We start from the raw sequence: 20,448 nt of genomic DNA, 5'->3' as shown, positions 1-20,448 counted from the left end.
AAGGCAAACTCGCCGTTCTCGTTCACACGCGCCACAATCACGCATTTGACGGGATCGCCCTGCGCATTGAAGTGCATTGTCCCGGTCACGCCGCGAAAGTTGCGGATGCCCGCCAGCGCCTCGCGCACGGCAAGGCGGCTTGAGGCAAGGTCATCCCCCACCGCGTCCAACTCGCCAAGGGCGCGCACCACCAAATAGACGGCGTCCCACGTCAGGGCCGCCACCGTGTCCGGCGCGTAGCCATACGCCACCGTAAAGCGGTCCACAAAGGCATGGGTTCTGCCATTGCCCGCTGTGCCAATATAGTTGGTGGTAAAATACAAATTCAGGCACGGCTCGCCGCACAGCTTCACAAAATCAACAGCGTCCCACGCATCGGACCCCATGATGGGGCCGTCCCAGCCAAGGGCGCTGGCCTGCCGGATAATGCGCGCCGCCTGATTGTAGTTGTCCGGGATGTACAACATATCCGGCCCTGCGGCGAGAACCCGCCGAAGCAGCGCCGTATAGTCCCGCACCATGGGCGGGTGCGGCTCAAAGGCAACAACCTCGCCCTCCGGCACCACAGATTCCCAGCGCGTACGGAATATCTCGGCCATGCCGATGGAATGGTCGTTGCTGGTATCGAAAATGATACCCACAGTCCGCGCGCCAAAGGTCCGCCGGGCAAAGTCCACGGCGACCCTGCTCTGCGCATCGTCAAGATATGGCACCCGAAACACCCACGGGCGGTTCTTTGTTGTGCTGGGATGGGTGGACCATGGCGACACCATGGGCGTTGCCCTCGCATTGCAGGTGCCGCCCACGGGCACCGCCAGCTTGGAGGAGTTCGGCCCAATAATCGCCAGCACATCGCTGCGGCTGCACAACTTTTGGGCCACGGCAACGCCCTGCTCCACTACGGAGCCATTGTCGCGGTACACAAATTTCAGTTCGTACTTTTCGCCGCCAATCTCCACCCCGCCCCGGCTGTTCACCTCGCGCCGGGCCAGCTCCGCCGCATTGCGCGCGGACAGCCCAACGCCAGCAATATCGCCGGACATCGACAGGTTGAACCCTATGGTGATGGTCTGCTTCGCCAGCGCTGGCCCCGGCGCAATGCACAGCGCCACAGCCAAGGCGGCAATCCAGCGTCTCATGAGCGCCTCCCGGATACGACTTCACCCCGCACCACTGCGCGCGGGAAGGCTTTCTTCACATGCCTCTACCGTAGCAAACCCCCGCGGAAATGCACAGCGCTGGCCGCACCCCGCCCGCAACGCCCATGGACACAGGGGTTGCCATCGGCGCGAGGGTGGTTATTGTCAGGTGCCCGGAAATGGGATAGCTCACACTCTCCATGTCCGGATAAAACGGACAAGCCCACACAAGGACATTACATGGCCGACGACGCACGATCCATAGTACAGGAACACGCCGCATCCGGCGTGACGCTCCGTGAGGAATACTTCCGCGACCACACCGACGATGTTGTGGACGTGGCCCGGCGCATCGCCGTGTGCATGGCGCGCGGCGGCAAGCTCCTTCTTGCCGGCAACGGCGGCTCCGCGGCCGACGCCCAGCATGTGGCCGCCGAATTCGTCAACCGCTTTCTCATGGAACGTCCGCCCCTGCCCGCCATTGCCCTGACCACGGATACCTCCGCCATCACGGCCATTGGCAACGACTACGGCTTTGACCAAGTTTTTGAAAAGCAGGTGCAGGCCCTTGGCGCAAGCGGCGACATGCTGCTGGCTATCTCCACCTCCGGCAACAGCGCCAACCTTGTGCGCGCGCTGAAGGCCGCGCGGGACAAAGGCCTGACCACCATCGGCCTCACCGCCGGAGAAGGCGGCGAAATGGCCCGCCACTGCGACCATCTGCTTGCCGTCCAGCACAAGCATACCCCCCTCATTCAGGAAGTTCACCTTGCCATTGAGCACCTGCTGTGCCAGCTGGTGGACCACTACCTCTTTGAAGCGGTGGTGGAATTGACGCCCTATCTGGATGAGGACTAACATCTTCGAGTCCGAAACCCCGGGAGGTTCCCATGCCCATCCATGAATTCCGCTGCGAAAAATGCGGCAACGAGTTCGAGGAGCTTGTCATCGGCTCCACAACGCAGGTCAAATGCCCGTCCTGCGGCTCCGAAAAGACGGAAAAACTCCTCAGCTGCTGCCAGTTCAAATCCGCTGGCGGCGGGGACAGCCTTGGCACCGCGTCCAGCTCGTCCTCCAGCGGCTGCGCCGGATGCTCCGGCGGCAGCTGTTCGTCCTGCGGCCACTGAGCACCACCGCCAGCACGTCTCGTTAACCGGGAGCGCCCAACACGGACCCTCCCGGTTTGTCGTACCTTCAACCCCACGCACGAGTCTGTATGAAACGCATCACCATAGCCACCCGCGGCAGCAAGCTCGCCCTCTGGCAGGCCGAGCACATCAAATCCCGTTTGCAGCACCAGTACCCCGGGCTTGAGGTAGACCTGCTCTCCATCAAGACCAAGGGCGACAAAATTCTGGACGTTCCGCTGGCCAAGGTCGGCGGCAAGGGCCTCTTCGTGAAGGAAATCGAAGAAGCCCTGCTGGATGGACGCGCGGACATCGCCGTCCACAGCATGAAGGACGTCCCCACCGTGCTCCCCGAGGGCCTCATCGTTGGCGTGAACCCCGAGCGCGAGGACAACACCGACACCCTCCTCTCCGTCCACTACGACGGACTGGACGCCCTGCCCGAGGGCGCCAAGGTCGGCACCAGTTCCCTGCGCCGCCGGTCCCAGATTCTGGCCCTGCGCCCGGACCTGAACGTTCTGGACCTGCGCGGCAACGTGGGCACCCGCCTGCGCAAGATGGAAGAAGGCCAGTACGACGCCATCATCATGGCCACCGCCGGCATCATCCGCCTTGGCCTCACCGCGCCCAAGATGACCCGCCTTGGCCCGCCGGAGTTCCTGCCGGCTGTGGCGCAGGGCGCCCTTGGCATCGAATACGCCGAGGACGGCCCCATGGGCGAAATGCTCGCCTTCCTGAACGATCCCGTCTCCCGCGTAACCGTGCAGGCCGAGCGCGGCTTCCTCACCGGCCTTGATGGCGGCTGTCAGGTGCCCATCGCCTCCAACGCCGTGTTGGAGGACGACACCATCCACCTGACGGGTCTCGTCTGCGATGTGGACGGCACCTCCCCCATCCGCCGCGAAGCCAGCGGCCACGCCGTGGACGCCTTTGAGCTTGGCCTTGACCTTGCGCAGGAAGTCCTCGACGCAGGCGGCAAAGCCATCCTCGACAGGCTCTACTGCGAGCAGCAGTAAGCCCGCCCCTTTTGCCCCAACGCAAACAGGCCGGTGCACCACGGTGCACCGGCCTGTTTTTTTTGCAAAACGTCTCGCTGACAGTCGAAAGCGCGTCAGCCCTCCGCCTCATCCGGGGGCGTGGCCGCCACGCTCACATGGTTCACATACCGCTGCCAATACGCCCACAGCAGACACGTGGCGGGCAGCGCAATGAGCAGGCCCAGCATGCCAAGCAACTTGCCCCATATGGACAGCGCCAGCAGAATAATGGCCGGGGACAGACCCGTCACCTTGCCCATAATGCGCGGGATGAGCACCCCGTCCTGCAGCACCTGCACCACGGCAAACACCGCCGTAATCAGCGCCAGCACCAGCCAGACGTTGGTGCCCGTCTCCAGCGCGTGCACAACACCAAGGGCAAAGGCGGGGATAAAGCCCACAATTTGCAGATAGGGCACCATGTTCAGCAGGCCGATAAACAGCCCCAGCAGCACCCCGAGGGGAAGGCCGATGAGGGCAAAGCCAATGGCGAAGAGAACGCCCACAATGGACGCCACACCGGCCTGCGCGCGGAAGTAGCGGCTCATGCCGCTGTTGAACTCCGCGGCAAACTCCACCACGGCCTCCCGCCGTCCGGGGGGAATGATGCTCGTCCAGCCATCGCGCACGCGGCGGTAGTCGAGAAGCAAAAACACCAAGTACAGCAGGATGATAAACGCACCGGCCACGGCCAGCACCGCGCTGGCCGCCCCCTGCATCAGCCCCCACACGCCGGGCACAATGCGCGCAATGGCATTCTTGGCAAAGGCCAGCACGTCCGGCGAGGTCAAAAATTGCTGGATGTCCTTTTGCCCGAGGGCGTCCTTGATCATCCCCCACACCTCGGGGGGCAGGCTTTGCAGGGCCTTGCGGTCAAACTCCGACCCGTCGGCAATGCGCGAGGCCAGCGTCGCCATATGGCGCAGTTCGGTGCCAATCATAGGCGCAACCAGCCACACCGCCAGCCACAAGGTGGCCCCCACAAGGACCAAACTGCCCAGCACCGCCACCAAACGGTTGCCCACCCGGCGCTCCACGGCCTCGGTGAGCGGATTGATGAGGTAGGCCAGCAGCAGGGCCACGGCAAAGGGAATGAGCACGTCGGACAGGTAATTCAGCAGCCATATAAGGGCCGCCAAAAACACCGCCGACAACGCCAGCCGGACCACGCGGTCAAAGGTATAGGGACGTTCGTTACTGAGCACTGGGGCCTCCCATTTGCGGCCCACAAAGGGCGCAGTCTGCAATCAGGGCGCGGCGTGCGCGCATCAGGACGGTCCGTAACGCAGGGTCAGCCACAGCACCTTGTCCAGCACGCGCACCAGCTTGGCGTACATGCCGCCGTAGTTCATATGCTGGCCGAACAGGGCAATGCGCTGCTCTCGCAGGCTGTCGCCGGGGATATCCCCCGACGACTCGGGAACGGACATGGCCAGCCGCTCGGCCAGCAGATATCCGGCAAGGCCGTGGCGAAAGTGATCCATATCCTCAAGGAACTTGTCGCACGACGCCTTCCAGTACTCGGCGGCCTCCTTGGTGGGCGTCAGGTTCTGGGCCTGACAGGCCATGGAGTACAGGAAGTTGATGTACCCGCCGGGGATGCCGCGCCGCCAGCCCAGCAGCCACGAGTTGCGGCGGAAGAGCAGCAGATGGTCCATGCCAAGGGCGATGATGTCCTCAAGGGCGGCCTTCACCGCCGCAAGGGCCTCGCCGCCGTCCTCGTCGGGCCAGCGCCGGGGCAGGCGCTCCAGATTCCACGCGGGCAAAACAGACAGCACACCGCCCGCAGGTTCCTCGCCGGTCATGGTGTACAAAATATGCGACAGCCAATGGTTGGCGTCCACGGAGGCAGGCGTTTCAAGGTGCGCGTAGGACAGCATGTACCGCCCCTGCCCGAACTTGCCCTCAATGATGCAGGGCTGGTCGGTCATGAACTCCGGCCAGATGCGGATGCCATATTGCGACTCAAGGTCCGACAGCGGCTGCTTGGGCACGTTCTCAAGCGGCAGGTCCGCCACCCAAAAATCCGGCCCCGGCGTGCTGTAGGACGCCAGCACCGTGATGTCCTCGTGCGGCTGATACTCAAAACGTGCGGGCCACCACACGGGGATAAGCGGCTGTTCGGGAAGCCTGCCCGGCACAAGGTCGCTGGACGCCTCCACGTTGGTGAACATATGCCCGCTACACGCGTGCTGCAGGCGGTCCGTAAAGGCGCGGCGCTTCCACGGGCACAGCCCAAGGCCGTACGGCCCGCTCAGGGCCAGCCCGGTGCCGCCGCAAAAGCCCAAATAGTTGCCGCCGTGGCGCACATAGCGGCGCACTTCGCTCACGCCCTGCTCGCCCAGCAGATCGTACTTGGCCCGCGCCCAGCCGCCGGGAACCAGCAGCAGTTTCGGCGGGTCGGTGGAAAGTATGCCGTCGGCTATTTCGTCGCCTCGTACAAGACGGTAGGGCAAACCCCAGGATTTAATGGCTCTCCAGGCCAGAAGGCCCCACAAGTGCGATTCGTCCCAGTATATGTAGATGCTTGACATTGTGCGTATGCTCATTAGGCTGTGTTGCCGCGCCACTCCGCAGGCAGCCTGTCCCCGCGGAGCTTTCCCTGCTCAAGGCGGTGCAGAGGCACCGCATTCATATGGCCGTCCCCCATCCGTCACGTGGCGGCCATGGCCGGGTGCGCGTCTTGGACAGGGTTGAATTTACGGAAAATACGTCAAGAAGTGAAGACGAGGAGATACACACATGGCTGTGAAAACCCTGCCCAAAGGCTATGAGCCGGCCGACGTCGAGTCGCGCTGGCGCGCCCATTGGGAAGACAATAAGACTTTTACTCCCGACGTTGACGCAGAGGGTGAATCCTATTCCATCGTCATTCCCCCGCCCAACGTCACCGGCCAGTTGCATATCGGCCACGCCCTCAACCTGACCCTGCAGGACATCCTGTGTCGCTACCAGCGCCAGCAGGGCAAAAACGTCCTGTGGGTGCCCGGTACCGACCACGCCGGCATCGCCACCCAGAACGTCGTTGAGCGCAAGCTTGCCACCGAAGGCGTCCGCCGTGAAGACCTTGGCCGTGAAAAATTCGTGGAACGCGTCTGGGAATGGCGCGAAGAGTACGGCGGCAAGATTCTCAACCAGATCCGCCGCCTTGGCTGCTCCGTGGACTGGACCCGCGAGCGCTTCACCCTGGACGAAGGGCTCTCCCGCGCCGTGCGCGAGGTCTTTGTGCGCCTGTATGAGGAAGGCCTCATCTACAAGGGCGACTACATCGTCAACTGGTGCCCGCGCTGCAGCACCGCCCTGGCTGACGACGAAGTGGACCGCGCCGCCGAAAAGGGCGCGCTGCACTACGTCACCTACAAGTTGGAGGACGGCAGCGGCGACCTGACCATCGCCACCACCCGCCCCGAGACCATGCTGGCGGACACCGCCATCGCCGTGCACCCCGAGGACGAGCGCTACAGCCACCTCATCGGCAAGCACGCCATCCTGCCGCTGGTTGGCCGCAAGCTTATCATCATCGGCGACAAGTACGTCGACCGCGAGTTCGGCACCGGCTGTCTGAAGGTGACCCCCGCCCACGACATGAACGACTGGGAACTCGGCCGCAAGCACGGCCTTGAGGTCATCTCCATCCTGAACGACGACGGCACGCTAAGCGAAGCCGCCGGTCCTGAGTTCGAGGGCCTCTCCTGCCCCGACGCCCGCGCCAAAATCATCACCATGCTCGACGAGGCAGGCCACCTGCAGAAAATCGAAGAGCACGAGCACAACGTGGGCCACTGCTACCGCTGCAAGACCACCATCGAGCCCTACGTCTCCACCCAGTGGTTCGTGGCCGTGAAGGGCCTTGCCGACGAGGCCGCCAAGGCCGTGAAGGATGGCCGCACCAAAATCTACCCCGAGTCCTGGAACAAGACCTACTTCCACTGGCTCGACAATATCCGCGACTGGTGCATCTCGCGTCAGCTGTGGTGGGGCCACCGCATCCCCGCGTGGACCTGTCAGGACTGCGGCGAGCTTATCGTCTCCCGCGAGGACGCCACCACCTGCAGCAAGTGCGGCTCCTCCAACCTGACGCAGGACGAGGACGTGCTGGACACGTGGTTCTCCTCCGCGCTGTGGCCCTTCTCCACCATGGGCTGGCCGGACCAGACCAAGGAGCTGAAGACCTTCTACCCCACGTCCTGTCTGAGCACCGGCTTTGACATCCTCTTCTTCTGGGTTGCCAGAATGATGATGATGGGCCTGCACTTTATGGACGAGGTGCCCTTTAACGACGTGTACATCCACGCCCTTGTCCGCGACGGCGAAGGCAAAAAGATGTCCAAGTCCACGGGCAACGTCATCGACCCCCTGACCATGTGCGACAAGTACGGCACAGACAGCATGCGCCTGACCCTGACCGCACTGGCCGCCATGGGCCGCGACATCAAGCTCTCCGAGGACCGCATCGAGGGCTACCGCCACTTCATGAACAAGCTGTGGAACGCCGCACGCTTTGCCCTCATGAACCTGCCCGACGAAATGCCCGGCCACGACGTGCGAAAAGCCACCAGCGTTGCCGACAAGTGGATCCTCACCCGCATTGAAGAGGTGAAGGACGCCGTACAGCAGGCCATTGAAGGCTACCGCTTCAACGACGCCGCGCAAATCATCTACGGCTTCACGTGGCATGAGTTCTGCGACTGGTACCTTGAAATGATCAAGGGCGACCTGAACGGCGAGGACGAAGACCGCAAGCAGATGACCCAGCAGGTCCTGCACACCGTGCTGTCCGAAATCCTGACGCTGGCGCATCCCATCATGCCCTTCATCACGCAGGAAATCTTCGTCACCCTGCCCGGCAACGACGGCAAGGACCTTGCCACCCTGCCCTACCCCGAGCGCCGCCCCGAGTGCCGCGTTCAGGGCGTGGTGGAGCACATGCAGCTGCTGCAGGACATCATCGTCAGCGTCCGCAACATCCGCGGCGAGCTGAACATCAAGCCGTCCCTGCCGCTGACCCTGCTGGTGCGCACCAAGGACGAAGACACCCGCGAATTCCTCGACGCGCATCAGGACCTCATCGCCAGCCTTGCCCGCCTTGGCGAGATGCACTTCGGTGCGGACGTCACCGCGCCCAAGGCCTCCGCTACCAACGTGGTGGCCGGTCATGAAGTCTTCGTGCCCCTGTCCGGCGCCGTGGACTTTGACGACGAACTGGCGCGCCTTGAAAAGGAAATCGCCAAAGCGGAAAAAACCCTGTCCATCGTGGAGAAGAAGCTGTCCAACGCCGGTTTCGTCAACAACGCCCCGCAGGACGTCGTTGACGGCGAGCGCGCCAAGGCCGCGGAACTCACCGAAAAGAAAGACAAGCTCGTTTCGCTCCAGCAGCGCCTGCGGGAGGCCATTGCCTAGCCCGGAAGGACGCGAGCAGTGTGGCCGCACGGCTGGCCGCACCTGACGAGACAAGAGATACCATTCCGGGCATCTCGGCCTTGCGCCGGGGTGCCCGGTTGCGTATGTGCACACATGCGCGCAGGCGCACACGCCGCCTTGCCAACCCGCCGCCCGCGCGGCGGAAACGGACCACGAACACAGAGCACGGGGGCACCCCCGGTTGCCGCAATCATATTGCAAAGGAGCCACAATGGCAGACGTGTACCTCATCGGCGCAGGTCCGGGCGACCCCGGACTGCTGACCATCAAGGCCAAAGAGATTTTGGAGACCGCCGACATCCTCGTCTATGACTACCTCGCCAACGACGAGTTCCTGCAGTACGCACGCCCCGACGCGGAAATCATCTACGTGGGCAAAAAGGGCGGCGACCACACCCTCCCGCAGGACAAAATCAACGAGATGCTCGTCCAGCGCGCGGCGGAAGGCAAAACTATCGCCCGCCTCAAGGGCGGCGACCCCTACGTCTTTGGCCGCGGCGGCGAAGAGGCCGAAGAGCTCATGGCCGCAGGCCTCACCTTTGAGGTGGTCCCCGGCATCACCGCCGGCGTGGCGGCGCCGGCCTACGCGGGCATCCCCGTCACCCACCGCGACCACACCACCTCGGTCTGCTTCATCACCGGGCACGAGGACCCCACCAAGGAAAAATCCGGCCACAACTGGGACGTCTACGCCAAGAGCGAATCCACCCTCGTCTTTTACATGGGCGTAAAAAACCTGCCCATGATTGCGGACAACCTCATGCAGGGCGGCCGCGATCCCAAAACCCCCGTGGCGCTCGTGCGCTGGGGCACCCGCTGCACGCAGGAGTCCATGGTCTCCACGCTGGAGAATGTGGCCGAGGACGCCAAAGCCCGCGGCTTCAAGGCGCCGTCCATCATCGTTGTGGGCAGCGTCTGCTCCCTGCATGACAAGCTGAACTGGTTCGAACAGCGCCCCCTGCTGGGCAAGGGCGTTGTTGTCACCCGCGCCCGCGAGCAGGCCAGCGGCTTTGCCGACATCCTGCGCGAGCAGGGCGCCTGCGTGATGCAGTTTCCCACCATCAGCATCAATCCCATGCCCGACGACGCGGAAATCCGCGAGGCCATCACCGGCATGGACGCCTACGACTGGGTGGTCTTCACCTCCGTTAACGGCGTGAAGCGCTTCTGGACCGTGCTTGAGGCCATGGGCCTCGACACCCGCGCCTTTGGCGGGCGCAAAGTGGCCGCCATCGGCCCCGCAACGGCCAAGGAACTGGAACACCGCGGCATCCGCCCGGACTTCGTGCCCGAGAAGTACGTTGCCGAGCATGTCGTCTCCGGCCTGCTGGAGCGCGGCGTAGCCAGCGGCACGCGCATCCTCATCCCCCGCGCCAAGGTTGCGCGTGAGGTTTTGCCCGAGGAACTGCGCAAGGCGGGCGCAGAGGTGCGCATCCTGCCCGTGTACGAGACCGGCCTGAACGAACAGGGCCCCGAATCCCTGCAGGAGAAGCTGGACGCAGGCGACGTGGACTACGTCACCTTCACCAGCTCCTCCACCGTGGACAACTTCTTTCAGCTGCTCCCGCCCGAGGAACTGAAAAAGCACCTGCCTCAGGTGAAGCTGGCGTGCATCGGTCCCGTAACGGCCAAAACCCTTGAGGGCTACGGCTTCACCCCGGACATCCAGCCCGAGGACTACACCATCCCGGCCCTTGCCGACGCACTGGCCTCGGCCTAACGGTTTGTCACACAAAGGCAGGCTGCTATAGTGCAGCCTGCTTCATGCCAGCCTGCGCTGGCAGCATCCCAAGGAGCACCCGAATGTCCCTGTCTCTGGCGGTTTTGGTTTCCGGCGGCGGTTCCAACCTGCAATCCATCATCGACGCCATCGAGGATGGCCGCCTTGACGCCAGCATCAAGCTGGTGCTGTCCAACAAGGCGGACGCCTACGGCCTGACCCGCGCCGCAAACCACGGCCTGCCCACAGCGGTCCTCCAGCACGGCGACTACGACAGCCGCGAGGCCTTTGACGCGGCCATGATATCCACCATCCGCGACCACGGGGCGGACGTCATCATCCTTGCGGGATTCATGCGCATCCTCACCCCCGGCTTTATCCGCGAGTTTACGCCCAATATCCTCAACATCCACCCCGCCCTGCTGCCCAGCTTTGCCGGGGCCCACGGCCAGCGCGACGCCGCCGAGTACGGCGTGCGCATCTCCGGTTGCACCGTGCACTTTGTGGATGAAATCATGGACAACGGCCCCGTCGTCATTCAGGCCGCCGTCCCAGCCCTGCCCGGCGAGGACGAGGGCGAACTTGGCGCGCGCATTCTGCGCTACGAGCACCGCATCTTCCCGCAGGCCATCCAGTGGCTGGCCGAAGGCCGCCTGAACATCGACGGACGCCACGTGCATGTGCAGGACGCCGACGCCATCCCCACCGCCAGCACGCCCGGAGCACTCGTTTGCCCCGCGCTGGATGAGGGTTTCTAACCCGCCGGACATTCACAGAATCCGCCACAGCGGCCCGAGGCATTTGCGTCGGGCCGCTTTCCACTTCCCGGCCGGGGCTTTACTCAGCGGGCCTGTGCCCGTATGTTCACCACGCGCCACGGGCTTCACCGTGGCGGCGGAAACCAGCATGTGAGGCACCACCCATGCAGAAGATATTCGACACCCTGCTTGGCGGCGGCCGCATCTCCGTTGAGGAGGCGCTGACCCTCGCCGAATCCTGCGACATCCACACCCTTGGCGAGCTGGGCAAGGCCGCGCGCGAGCGCCGCTTTGGCGACAAGGCGTTCTGGGTCTACAACCAGCACCTGAATTTCACCAACGTGTGCGCCAATGCCTGCCGGTTCTGCGCCTTTTCCAAGCGCGCAGGCGACGAGGGAGCCTATACCTACTCCATCGACGACATCCGTCAGCGCATCCGCGAGCGCGCCCATGAGCCCATCACGGAAATCCACATCGTCGGCGGCCTGAACCCGGACCTGCCCTACTCCTACTATATGGACCTCATCGCCGCCGTGCGTGAGGAGCGCCCGGACATTGCCATCAAGGCCTTCACCGCCGTCGAGGTCGCCTACCTCGCCGGCCAGACGGGCAAAAGCTACGCCGACGTCCTCACGGACATGAAAAACAGCGGCCTGAACGCCCTGCCCGGCGGCGGCGCGGAAGTCTTTTCGCCCAAGCTGCGCCAGAAGCTGTGTCCGGAGAAGGTTTCCGGCGACGTCTGGCTGGAAATCCACGAAACCGCCCACGGTCTCGGCCTGCCCACCAACTGCACCCTGCTCTTTGGGCACATTGAGTCGTGGCGCGACAGGCTGGAGCACATGGCCGCCCTGCGCGACGTGCAGGACCGTACCGGCGGGTTCAAGGTCTTCATCCCCCTGCAGTACCAGCCGGGGAACAACCCGCTGGAGGCCGAAGGCACCGACGGCGTGGACTACCTGCGCATGATTGCCATCTCGCGCCTGTTCATGGACAACGTGCCGCACCTCAAGGCCTACTGGGCCTTCTCGGGCATCAAGCCTGCGCAGATGGCCCTGCACGCTGGCGCGGACGATTTTGACGGCACCCTTGTGGAGGAAAAGGTCGGCCACGCCGCCGGCGCGTCCTCCCCCACAGGCATGACCGTTGCCAAGCTGGAGGAAACCATCCGGCAGGCGGGCTTTACCCCGGTGGAGCGCAACACCTTCTTTGAGGAAGTTGGCGGCCCCACGCCGGCCACATAGCGCCACCACACGCCACAACAACACAAACGGGGGACCGGAGCATCTCGCCCCGGTCCCCCGCTTCTTGCTTCGGCCAGCGCCGTTTCGGGAGCAGACATGATCGTCAGTGTCAGCAGAAGAACGGACATCCCCGCCTTTTACAACGCATGGTTCTCCCTGCGTCTGCGCGAGGGCCTCGCCCTTTCCATCAATCCCATGAATCCCCAGCAGGTACGCCGCGTCCCCCTGACGCCGGACGCCGTGGACCTCTTCGTCTTCTGGTCAAAAAATCCTGAGCCCTTCTCGGGCAGCCTCGACCTTGCGGCCAGCCTTGGGTTCCGGTCCCTGTTTTTCTACACCCTGAACGGCTACCCGCGCGCCTTTGAGCCGCGCCTGCCGTCCCTTGAGCGCCGCATAGACGCCTTCCTGCGCCTTGCGGACCGCCTCGGTCCGGAGCGCGTTGTCTGGCGCTACGACCCCATCATCCTTTCGAGCGCCACGCCGCCGCAGTTTCATGCGGACACCTTTGGGCGCATTGCCGAGGCGCTCTCCGGAGCCACCCAGCGCGTCGTCATCAGCTTTCTGGACGTGTACCCCAAGGTGCAGCGCCGCCTTGACGCCCTAAGGCGCGACCACGGCGTCCACTGCCACGACGCACGCACCGACCACGCCGGACGTAACGACACCGCCCGCGCCCTAGCCGGCGCCGCGAACGCCCATGGCATGCATATCCAGACCTGCGCCGAATCCGTGGACCTTGCCGCCCACGGCATTCATCCCGGCGCCTGCCTCGACCGCGCCCTTATAGAGCGCCTTGCCAGCCGCCCCATCCACGCCGCGCCGGATACCGGCCAGCGTGCGGGATGCCGGTGCGTCTCGTCCGTGGATATTGGCGTGTACGACACCTGCCGCTTCAAGTGCGCCTACTGCTACGCGACATCGCGCGAGCGCAACGTCGTCGAGACCTTGCGCGAACACGACCCGCACAGCCCAGCCCTTGTAGGCTGGCCCAAGGTGCCGCAGGAGCGACCGCGCCAGCTCAGCCTCTGGCAATCATCCTAACGGGCATGCGCTGCGGTGCGCCTTCGTTCCCGCGCAGCATCAGCGCGTTCCCGGCGGGCGCCAGCTACACCATCTTGTCCGTCTCCGGGGATTCGTCGTCTTTCTCCCCGCCAGCCACGGCCTGCTCGTTCTTGCCGTTTTGCTCATACATCTTGGCCGCGCGGCGGCGCTCCGGCGTCAGCTGACTGCGGTCTTCGCCATCGCCGGAATCAAACGCCATAGCGCGGGAAATCTTGCCGTTTCCCTCTCCATCCACCTTGGTGGCGTAGACGGTGATTTTCCCCTCGTCATTGGGGTCCTGCACAGCCTCGGAGAGCGTTTCAAAGGCCAACGCGTTCATGTGCTCCGACTTGTCGGGGTCCTCACCATTGCCGCGCAGGCGGTCCTTGAAGGACTGCTTGTCACGGTCCAACTCCTCCGGCGCGCCAAAGGACTTCACATACTTGGCGATGAAGTCCATCTTCGATTGCTCAAGCTTGGCGGCCTGCTCCTTGGCCTCCTGCTCCTTGCGGACCTTTTCCGCCTCGCGCGCAAGGGCCTCGCCGCTCGTTGCCCCGCCAGCGCTTGCGCCTTGCGGGCGCTCGGGCGGAGTCAACGTCGCGCCGCCCAAACCGGCGCCAAGGCCGCCGGAGCCAATTCCAGATAGTGCCATATGTGTTCTCCTTGCTCGGCAGTCTTTTCCCCTTCGCGGCAGGGCATGCATCATCCGTACCCGGCCAGCCCCTTGTCCCGCCGCCTCCAGCGCGCCACGCGTCGCCCGCCAGTGGTGCCCTGCACGCTTTTCTGCTACTACCGCACGAGTAATGGAGGGAACATGAGCGGAAATACGTTCGGAACCGTTTTTCGTCTGACGACATATGGGGAATCACACGGGCCCGGTCTTGGCGGCGTGGTAGACGGCTGTCCCGCAGGCATCGCCCTGAGCGAGGAGAGCATCCAGCGCGAGCTGGACCGCAGAAAGCCCGGCCAAGGCATCGCCTCCACAGCGCGCAAGGAAAGCGACACCGTGCGCCTGCTGTCCGGCGTGTTCGAGGGCGCCACCACCGGAACGCCCATCGGCTTTCACATCGCCAACGAGGACCAGCGCTCGCGCGATTATTCCACAATTCAAAACGTCTACCGTCCCGGCCACGCCGACCTTGGATTCGACGCCAAATTCGGCGTGCGGGACTATCGCGGCGGCGGACGCTCCTCCGGACGCGAAACCGTCTCGCGCGTTGTCGGCGGCGCCATTGCGCAGGCCCTGCTTGCCACCGTGGGGATTCACGTTACGGCCTACACCGTGGAAATCGGCGGCATCCCCGCGCCCATCACCGACCCCGAAGGCGCGCAGGACCGCCCCTTCTTTGCGCCGGACGACGCCATCGTTGACGCGTGGGAAGCCAAAATCCGCGACACCAAAAGCCAAGGCGACACCCTCGGCGGCGTTGTGGAAGTCATGGCTACCGGCGTACCCGCAGGCCTCGGCGAACCCGTCTTCGACAAGCTGGACGCGCGCCTTGCCTACGCCCTTATGAGCGTTGGCGCAGTCAAGGGCGTTGAAATCGGCGCAGGCTTCGCCGCCGCGCGCTCCGTGGGCAGCGTCAATAACGACCCCATCGCCCCGGAAGGCTTCGCCACCAACAACGCCGGCGGCACCCTTGGCGGCATCTCCAGCGGGCAGCCCATCATCGCCCGCGCCGCCATCAAGCCCATTCCGTCCATCGCCAAGGAGCAGCACACCATCACCCGCGCCGGAGAGGCCACCAGCATCTCCATCGGCGGGCGGCACGACATTGCGGCCATCCCCCGCGTCAATCCCGTGCTCAAGGCTATGGTGAGCCTTGTGCTTGCGGATTTATTGCTTTTGCAAAAGCGCAACGCCTAGGCCAGTGGTACGGACCCTTTCCCCTCGTGACGCAGGGCTTGCCGAGTGCGCAGGCACCTGTTACTAAGCCCGTGCAACGCGCGCGGAGGCCTCCTGCGCCACATGCCGCACCTCACCCCGCCACCCGCGCTGCAAATCCAACTCCGGAGAATCATCCCATGGGACTGAGCATAGGAATCGTCGGACTGCCCAACGTGGGCAAGTCCACACTCTTCAACGCGCTGACCAAGGCGCAGAACGCCGAAAGCGCGAACTACCCGTTCTGCACCATCGAACCCAACAAGGCCGTCGTGCCCGTGCCCGACCCGCGCCTTGATAAGCTGTCCGAACTGGTCAAGCCCCAGCGCGTGCTGAACGCCACCGTGGACTTCATCGACATCGCTGGCCTTGTCAAAGGCGCCAGCAAAGGTGAAGGCCTTGGCAACAAGTTCCTCGCCAATATCCGCGAGGCCGACGCCATCCTGCACGTGGTGCGCTGCTTCGCCAACGACGACGTCGTCCACGTCGACGGCTCCGTCGATCCCCTGCGCGATATCGAAGTCATCGAGGCCGAGCTCATCATGGCCGACGCCCAAAGCGTGGAAAACCGCTTGGAGCGCATGAAGAAGCAGGTCAAAGGCGACAAGAAGCTCCAGCCCAAAGTGGACTGCTGCGCCGCCCTGCTGGAGCACCTCGGCGGCCTGAACCCCGTCAGCACCTTCGAGGGCCGCGACTCCGACGCCTGCCGCGAAGTGCGCAAGGAACTCCACCTCATCACCGACAAGAAGGTCGTCTACTGCTGCAACGTGGATGAAGACGCCCTTGTCGAGGACAACGAGTTCGTGACCAAAGTGCGCGAGCGCGCCGCCACCACCGGTGCAGGCGTCGCCAAAATCAACGCCAAGATGGAAGAAGAACTCATCGGCCTCGAAGGCGAAGAGTATCAGGAATTTCTGGAGTCCTACGGCGTCAGCGAAAGCGGCCTCGACCTCATCATCCGCACCGGCTACGCCACCCTCGGCCTCATCAGCTACTTCACCGCAGGCGAAAAGGAAGTGCGCGCGTGGACCATCCACGAAGGCGACACCGCCCCGCAGGCGGCCGGCGTCATCCACACCGACTTCGAACGCGGCTTCATCCGCGCCGAAGTCATCGGCTATGACGACTACGTGGCCAACGGCTCCGAGTCCGCATGCCGCTCCAAGGGCGTTCTGCGTGTGGAAGGCAAAGACTACGTCGTCAACGACGGCGACGTCATGCACTTCCTCTTCAACGTCTAGGCCCCAAAGCGGAGACACATCGGATGCTCGAAAACCTGACCATCGTCCTCTTTCATCCCAAGTTCCCCGAGAACGTGGGCAGCGCCGCGCGCGCCTGCGCCAACATGGGCTGCCCCAACCTCATCGTGGTGCAGCCCCGGAACTGGGACCTCGGACGCGCCAGCGCCCTCGCCACCCCCAAGGGTGTCGACATTCTAAGCTCCATGCGCGTCGTGGACGACCTGCCCACAGCCCTTGCTGGCTTTGAGTTCGTCTATGGCACCACCGCGCGCACCGGCGGCTGGCGCAAGGGCCTCTGGACGCCCGCAAAGGCAGGCTCCACCATCGCCGGGCAAATGGGTCAGGGCAGCTCCGTCGCCGTCGTCTTCGGCCCCGAAGACCGCGGCCTCACCAACGAGGAAACCGAAATCTGCGGCAAGCTCCTCACCATCCCGACCTCGCCAGAAGCCAGCTCCCTGAACCTCGCCCAAGCCGTCCTCGTCGTGCTCTACGAGTGCTTCAAGAACGTCATGGAGCACCCCGGCGAAGAACCCGCGCAGCCCGCGCCCACCAACCTCGCCACACACGAGGAAATGGAACTGCTCTTCGGCAACCTCAAGGACACCCTCGCCGCCATCGATTACCTCAAGGACGAGAACACCGACTACTGGATGCTCCCCGTCCGCCGCTTCCTGCAACGCGCCCCCTTCCGCAGGAGCGAATTCAACATGATCATGGGCGTCTGCAGGCAGGTCAAATGGATCGCCGACAAAGCCGGACGCACCACAGACAGCGACAACGGCTAACGCCGTCGCCACAGCCCAACGCTCCAAGCGGCCCCCTCATACGAGGGGGCCGCTTTTTTTATCGCCAAGGGCAGGCCATCGGCGCCGAGAGTGAGAAGCAGTTTTGCTCCGCAGGTTTAAGGGCCGTGGGCCCTTAAAACTCCCATGTGCGCACAAACCGGGTGCCCTTGTATGGGACTGTCGTCACCCCTGACGGCTCCCGTCCGTGTGGATGTTTTTTTGGGGGCCTTGGCACGTGGCGATAAACGGTGAGAATCCCTGTTCGGCGTTTTGAAAAAAACAGAGGCCATGGAAAAAGATGAAGGCCAAAAACGCTACCCCCTATTTTCGGGGCGGCTTCCGCCCCGAAAATCCTGGGGATTCTCAAGGGTATCATACCCTTGAGTCGCCGAAGGCAAAAAAAGAAGGGCCCCACCTCGCGGTGGAACCCCTCCTGCAAACACAATCGTGGCGTACATCCCCGTAGCGGCAGCTACAACACAGCGGCGCAGTCTGTGGGGTCGCCTTGGAGTTTATCTATGGTGTGCTGGAGTGTCGGCAGGATGGCCTCAAGGTTTTCGCTGACGGCTTTGGGACTGCCGGGCAAGTTTACGACGAGGGTGGAGCCGATGGTCCCGGCCACAGCGCGCGAGATGGCGCCGTGTGGCGTCTTGGCGAGGCTGGCTTGCATCATAGCCTGTTCGTAGCCGGGCAGGCGTTTTTCGATCACCTTGAGGGTTGCTTCGGGCGTGATGTCGCGTGGCCCAACGCCGGTGCCGCCGCTGGTCAGGATAAGGTCAAAGCCTTGGTGCAGCGACAGGCCGGAAAGCAGGCCTTTGAGTTGCCGGGCGTCGTCGGGGATGAGGAAGCCTTGGGTCATGCACAGGGGCAGGGTTTTGCTGACGGCCTCTTCGATAAGGGGACCGCAGCTGTCCTCGCGCATTCCGGCAGCGCCTTTGTCGGACATGACAATCCACGCGAGGCTGATGCCATCCTTCACGCAGGAGAAACCGTAGGAGCCGGGGTCGAGATGGATATCCGTCAGCGACTCCAACACAGCGCCACGGCGCGCGGTGGCTTTGGGGTCTGGCGCGGGGGTCCAAAACAGGGAGCGGATGGCGAAGCATTTTTCCTCGCCGCGCTGGAGGTATGCGCCCACGCCGGGCATCTGATGCGGATGCTCGGGCCAGAGGATGTGCCCTGCGGAAGGATATGTGGGCAGCGGGGTCTGGTCCCCGGGCTTAAAGTCGAGTTCCGTTTCGGTAAGGAGGACAATGTCCTTGTATTCGATGCGCATGGGTCAGACTCCTTGCTTACGCCAACAAAACGGCAACGATGCCTGTCACGAAAATACCGTCAAAGGTGCCCGCACCGCCAATGGAGAGCAGCGGCGCGTCGAGCTTGTCGAGCATCCGGCGGTCCCACAGGTGCAGAACATCAGCTCCGAGAAGGGTGCCAATGCTGCCTGCCACATAGGCGACGTGGGCACTTTGGCCCTCTGGCGCAAAGATAATGGCGCACAGGGCCGCAACAAGGGGCGGCACAAGCATGGGGATGCCGATGCCTCGCCCTGGCATGGGTCGTGCTACAGCATAGCACACGGCAACAACGCCCGCCACGGCAAGACCAAGGCCGAAGGAAACGCCAATTTGCCCCACAACCATGAGGCTGAGCAGACAGGGGATAATGCAACCGCCAAAGTTGACGGCCACCACCTGATCCTGCAGCTCCATTTCCTGCGGCGAAGCCTGCATGTAGCCGCGGCTATCCATGAACAAACGGCGCGGCCCCACAGGCACACGCACGGTGCGCCCGGTGCGGAAGAACGGCATATTGATGCCGCTGCCGAAGAGAGTGGCAATGAGGATAAGAAGAGCCTGCCCCGGCGTAAGGCCTATCTTGGTGAAGGCGACGGTGACGAGGCCGACTTGTATGAGGATAAAGAAGAATATGAGTCCGAAGACAAGGCCCACAAGGGCGAGCACCATAAACGGAAAGGAGAAGAATGGTCTCATGAGGTCGCAGAGCTCCGGCAGGGTTTCGCATTCACGGAAAATACCCTATATTTCCATACAGATGACGCGGGCGGCGGAATGCCGACTCCGCAGATACCACAGAGTACCCCAGCCACACGACGAAGTAAAACGGCATTCATACCAGAGGAATCGCGCATGAAAGGCATCATTCTCGCAGGCGGGTCCGGCACCCGGCTTTATCCCCTGACGCGGGCAACCAGCAAACAGCTTCTGCCCGTCTACGACAAGCCCATGATCTACTACCCGCTGTCGGTGCTCATGCTGGCGGGCATCCGCGACATTCTCCTCATATCCACCCCGCGCGACCTGCCGCGGCTGGAGGAGCTGTTCGGCGACGGGTCGCACCTTGGCCTGAAGATCAGCTACAAGGTCCAGCCGGAACCAGAGGGCATTGCGCAGGCCTTCATTCTGGCGGAGGACTTTATCGGCGACGACTCCGTGTGCCTTATCCTTGGCGACAATATCTTCTACGGACAGGGCCTGTCCGTGACGCTTCAGGCATGCTCGCAGCTGGAGCGCGGCGGCATCATCTTTGGCTACAAGGTCCGCGACCCCGAGCGCTACGGCGTAGTGGAATTCGATGACCTGCAAAACGTCCTGAGCATTGAAGAAAAGCCGAAGCAGCCCAAGTCGCGCTACGCTGTGACCGGCCTCTACTTCTACGACAACGACGTGGTGGACATCGCCAAAAACCTAAAGCCCTCGGCGCGCGGCGAGCTGGAAATCACGGATGTGAACAACGAGTACCTGCGCCGCGGCCAGCTCAAGGCCGAATTCTTCGGGCGCGGCCTTGCGTGGCTGGACACCGGCACCCACGAATCCCTCCTGCAGGCCAGCACCTACGTGCAGGCCATACAGGAACGACAGGGCGTCATTGTCTCCAGCATTGAGGAAATTGCCTACCGCATGGGCTACATCTCGGCGGAGCAGCTGGCGAAGCTGGCCGAAGAGATGCTCAAAAACGACTACGGCCGCTACCTCATGGACGTCGCCAAAGGCGTCTAGCCCGCAGCGGCTGACAGAAAACGCAGCGGGCCC

The 20,448-nt window shown here is 63.6% G+C and carries 18 protein-coding genes; 12 read left to right on the top strand and 6 right to left on the bottom strand.

The features are described from left to right. On the bottom strand, positions 1 to 1,139 hold a 1,139-nt coding region (locus tag ACY69P_RS03170), incomplete at its 3' end, for an ABC transporter substrate-binding protein (RefSeq protein WP_462326539.1). A 240-nt stretch (positions 1,140 to 1,379) separates the two neighbouring features. On the opposite strand from ACY69P_RS03170, the gene ACY69P_RS03165 reads away from it, so the two are divergent. From ACY69P_RS03165 to hemC, 3 genes are all read left to right on the top strand, one after another. Beyond that, on the top strand, positions 1,380 to 1,997 hold the full coding sequence (locus ACY69P_RS03165; protein ID WP_459900531.1) for a D-sedoheptulose 7-phosphate isomerase: 618 nt from the start codon (positions 1,380 to 1,382) through the stop codon (positions 1,995 to 1,997). A gap of 32 nt (positions 1,998 to 2,029) precedes the next feature. Beyond that, complete coding sequence (locus tag ACY69P_RS03160; protein ID WP_404843771.1) at positions 2,030 to 2,266, top strand: FmdB family zinc ribbon protein; 237 nt, start codon at positions 2,030 to 2,032, stop codon at positions 2,264 to 2,266. Between the two features lie 89 nt (positions 2,267 to 2,355). Next, on the top strand, positions 2,356 to 3,282 hold the full coding sequence (hemC, locus tag ACY69P_RS03155; RefSeq protein WP_459900529.1) for a hydroxymethylbilane synthase: 927 nt from the start codon (positions 2,356 to 2,358) through the stop codon (positions 3,280 to 3,282). A gap of 95 nt (positions 3,283 to 3,377) precedes the next feature. Here the strand turns inward: hemC and ACY69P_RS03150 are convergent, their stop codons facing one another. Together ACY69P_RS03150 and ACY69P_RS03145 are read right to left on the bottom strand one after the other, a co-directional pair. Continuing rightward, the gene (locus tag ACY69P_RS03150) at positions 3,378 to 4,508 is read right to left on the bottom strand and encodes an AI-2E family transporter (RefSeq protein ID WP_459900527.1); all 1,131 of its coding nucleotides are present in this window, start codon (positions 4,506 to 4,508) and stop codon (positions 3,378 to 3,380) included. Between the two features lie 63 nt (positions 4,509 to 4,571). After that, positions 4,572 to 5,837 (bottom strand): BPL-N domain-containing protein, encoded by a 1,266-nt coding sequence (locus ACY69P_RS03145; RefSeq protein ID WP_462326538.1) that lies wholly within the window; start codon positions 5,835 to 5,837, stop codon positions 4,572 to 4,574. A 208-nt stretch (positions 5,838 to 6,045) separates the two neighbouring features. Here ACY69P_RS03145 and ACY69P_RS03140 point away from each other — a divergent pair, with 208 nt between their 5' ends. From ACY69P_RS03140 to ACY69P_RS03120, 5 genes are all read left to right on the top strand, one after another. Next, on the top strand, positions 6,046 to 8,703 hold the full coding sequence (locus ACY69P_RS03140) for a valine--tRNA ligase (RefSeq protein WP_462326537.1): 2,658 nt from the start codon (positions 6,046 to 6,048) through the stop codon (positions 8,701 to 8,703). Positions 8,704 to 8,935: 232 nt separating this feature from the next. Further along, positions 8,936 to 10,444 carry a uroporphyrinogen-III C-methyltransferase gene (cobA, locus tag ACY69P_RS03135; RefSeq protein WP_459900522.1) on the top strand — a complete coding sequence of 503 codons (1,509 nt, stop codon included), beginning with the start codon at positions 8,936 to 8,938 and terminating at the stop codon, positions 10,442 to 10,444. Between the two features lie 83 nt (positions 10,445 to 10,527). Then, positions 10,528 to 11,202 carry a phosphoribosylglycinamide formyltransferase gene (gene purN, locus ACY69P_RS03130; RefSeq protein ID WP_462326536.1) on the top strand — a complete coding sequence of 225 codons (675 nt, stop codon included), beginning with the start codon at positions 10,528 to 10,530 and terminating at the stop codon, positions 11,200 to 11,202. Positions 11,203 to 11,366: 164 nt separating this feature from the next. Further along, positions 11,367 to 12,443, top strand: a complete 1,077-nt coding sequence (gene mqnE, locus ACY69P_RS03125) for an aminofutalosine synthase MqnE (protein WP_462326535.1) — start codon at positions 11,367 to 11,369, stop codon at positions 12,441 to 12,443. Between the two features lie 96 nt (positions 12,444 to 12,539). After that, positions 12,540 to 13,484 (top strand): DUF1848 domain-containing protein, encoded by a 945-nt coding sequence (locus ACY69P_RS03120; protein WP_462326534.1) that lies wholly within the window; start codon positions 12,540 to 12,542, stop codon positions 13,482 to 13,484. Between the two features lie 64 nt (positions 13,485 to 13,548). Here ACY69P_RS03120 and ACY69P_RS03115 read toward each other — a convergent pair whose 3' ends face one another. Then, positions 13,549 to 14,136: a hypothetical protein gene (locus tag ACY69P_RS03115; RefSeq protein ID WP_462326533.1), complete on the bottom strand. Its 588-nt coding sequence runs from the start codon at positions 14,134 to 14,136 to the stop codon at positions 13,549 to 13,551. A 162-nt stretch (positions 14,137 to 14,298) separates the two neighbouring features. On the opposite strand from ACY69P_RS03115, the gene aroC reads away from it, so the two are divergent. The 3 genes from aroC to ACY69P_RS03100 all read left to right on the top strand — a co-directional run bounded on the left by aroC (position 14,299) and on the right by ACY69P_RS03100 (position 17,395). Then, positions 14,299 to 15,351 carry a chorismate synthase gene (aroC, locus tag ACY69P_RS03110; RefSeq protein ID WP_462326532.1) on the top strand — a complete coding sequence of 351 codons (1,053 nt, stop codon included), beginning with the start codon at positions 14,299 to 14,301 and terminating at the stop codon, positions 15,349 to 15,351. Positions 15,352 to 15,509: 158 nt separating this feature from the next. After that, positions 15,510 to 16,610 (top strand): redox-regulated ATPase YchF, encoded by a 1,101-nt coding sequence (gene ychF, locus ACY69P_RS03105; protein ID WP_462326531.1) that lies wholly within the window; start codon positions 15,510 to 15,512, stop codon positions 16,608 to 16,610. Between the two features lie 23 nt (positions 16,611 to 16,633). Next, complete coding sequence (locus tag ACY69P_RS03100; protein WP_459900510.1) at positions 16,634 to 17,395, top strand: RNA methyltransferase; 762 nt, start codon at positions 16,634 to 16,636, stop codon at positions 17,393 to 17,395. 472 nt (positions 17,396 to 17,867) lie between these two features. Here ACY69P_RS03100 and ACY69P_RS03095 read toward each other — a convergent pair whose 3' ends face one another. Continuing rightward, positions 17,868 to 18,671 (bottom strand): MogA/MoaB family molybdenum cofactor biosynthesis protein, encoded by an 804-nt coding sequence (locus ACY69P_RS03095; RefSeq protein ID WP_459900509.1) that lies wholly within the window; start codon positions 18,669 to 18,671, stop codon positions 17,868 to 17,870. Between the two features lie 16 nt (positions 18,672 to 18,687). Further along, positions 18,688 to 19,389, bottom strand: coding sequence for a DUF1614 domain-containing protein (locus ACY69P_RS03090; protein ID WP_459900508.1), 702 nt, complete (start codon positions 19,387 to 19,389; stop codon positions 18,688 to 18,690). A 156-nt stretch (positions 19,390 to 19,545) separates the two neighbouring features. On the opposite strand from ACY69P_RS03090, the gene rfbA reads away from it, so the two are divergent. Then, a complete protein-coding gene (gene rfbA / locus ACY69P_RS03085) occupies positions 19,546 to 20,415 on the top strand; it encodes a glucose-1-phosphate thymidylyltransferase RfbA (protein ID WP_459900507.1) in 870 nt (289 codons plus the stop codon). The last annotated feature ends 33 nt before the right edge of the window (positions 20,416 to 20,448 follow it).

This window comes from Desulfobaculum sp. (assembly GCF_054921475.1).
Note: the sequence above shows the minus strand (reverse complement) of the source record. Positions and strands in the feature narration are given on the sequence as shown.

What these genes read in the sequence shown, in the direction of transcription:
- ACY69P_RS03165 (WP_459900531.1), top strand. Translation starts at nt 1,380, where the DNA reads ATGGCCGACGACGCACGATCCATAGTACAGGAACACGCCGCATCCGGC.
- ACY69P_RS03160 (WP_404843771.1), top strand. Translation starts at nt 2,030, where the DNA reads ATGCCCATCCATGAATTCCGCTGCGAAAAATGCGGCAACGAGTTCGAG.
- hemC (WP_459900529.1), top strand. Translation starts at nt 2,356, where the DNA reads ATGAAACGCATCACCATAGCCACCCGCGGCAGCAAGCTCGCCCTCTGG.
- ACY69P_RS03145 (WP_462326538.1), bottom strand. Translation starts at nt 5,837, where the DNA reads ATGTCAAGCATCTACATATACTGGGACGAATCGCACTTGTGGGGCCTT.
- ACY69P_RS03140 (WP_462326537.1), top strand. Translation starts at nt 6,046, where the DNA reads ATGGCTGTGAAAACCCTGCCCAAAGGCTATGAGCCGGCCGACGTCGAG.
- cobA (WP_459900522.1), top strand. Translation starts at nt 8,936, where the DNA reads ATGGCAGACGTGTACCTCATCGGCGCAGGTCCGGGCGACCCCGGACTG.
- purN (WP_462326536.1), top strand. Translation starts at nt 10,528, where the DNA reads ATGTCCCTGTCTCTGGCGGTTTTGGTTTCCGGCGGCGGTTCCAACCTG.
- mqnE (WP_462326535.1), top strand. Translation starts at nt 11,367, where the DNA reads ATGCAGAAGATATTCGACACCCTGCTTGGCGGCGGCCGCATCTCCGTT.
- ACY69P_RS03120 (WP_462326534.1), top strand. Translation starts at nt 12,540, where the DNA reads ATGATCGTCAGTGTCAGCAGAAGAACGGACATCCCCGCCTTTTACAAC.
- ACY69P_RS03115 (WP_462326533.1), bottom strand. Translation starts at nt 14,136, where the DNA reads ATGGCACTATCTGGAATTGGCTCCGGCGGCCTTGGCGCCGGTTTGGGC.
- aroC (WP_462326532.1), top strand. Translation starts at nt 14,299, where the DNA reads ATGAGCGGAAATACGTTCGGAACCGTTTTTCGTCTGACGACATATGGG.
- ychF (WP_462326531.1), top strand. Translation starts at nt 15,510, where the DNA reads ATGGGACTGAGCATAGGAATCGTCGGACTGCCCAACGTGGGCAAGTCC.
- ACY69P_RS03100 (WP_459900510.1), top strand. Translation starts at nt 16,634, where the DNA reads ATGCTCGAAAACCTGACCATCGTCCTCTTTCATCCCAAGTTCCCCGAG.
- ACY69P_RS03095 (WP_459900509.1), bottom strand. Translation starts at nt 18,671, where the DNA reads ATGCGCATCGAATACAAGGACATTGTCCTCCTTACCGAAACGGAACTC.
- ACY69P_RS03090 (WP_459900508.1), bottom strand. Translation starts at nt 19,389, where the DNA reads ATGAGACCATTCTTCTCCTTTCCGTTTATGGTGCTCGCCCTTGTGGGC.
- rfbA (WP_459900507.1), top strand. Translation starts at nt 19,546, where the DNA reads ATGAAAGGCATCATTCTCGCAGGCGGGTCCGGCACCCGGCTTTATCCC.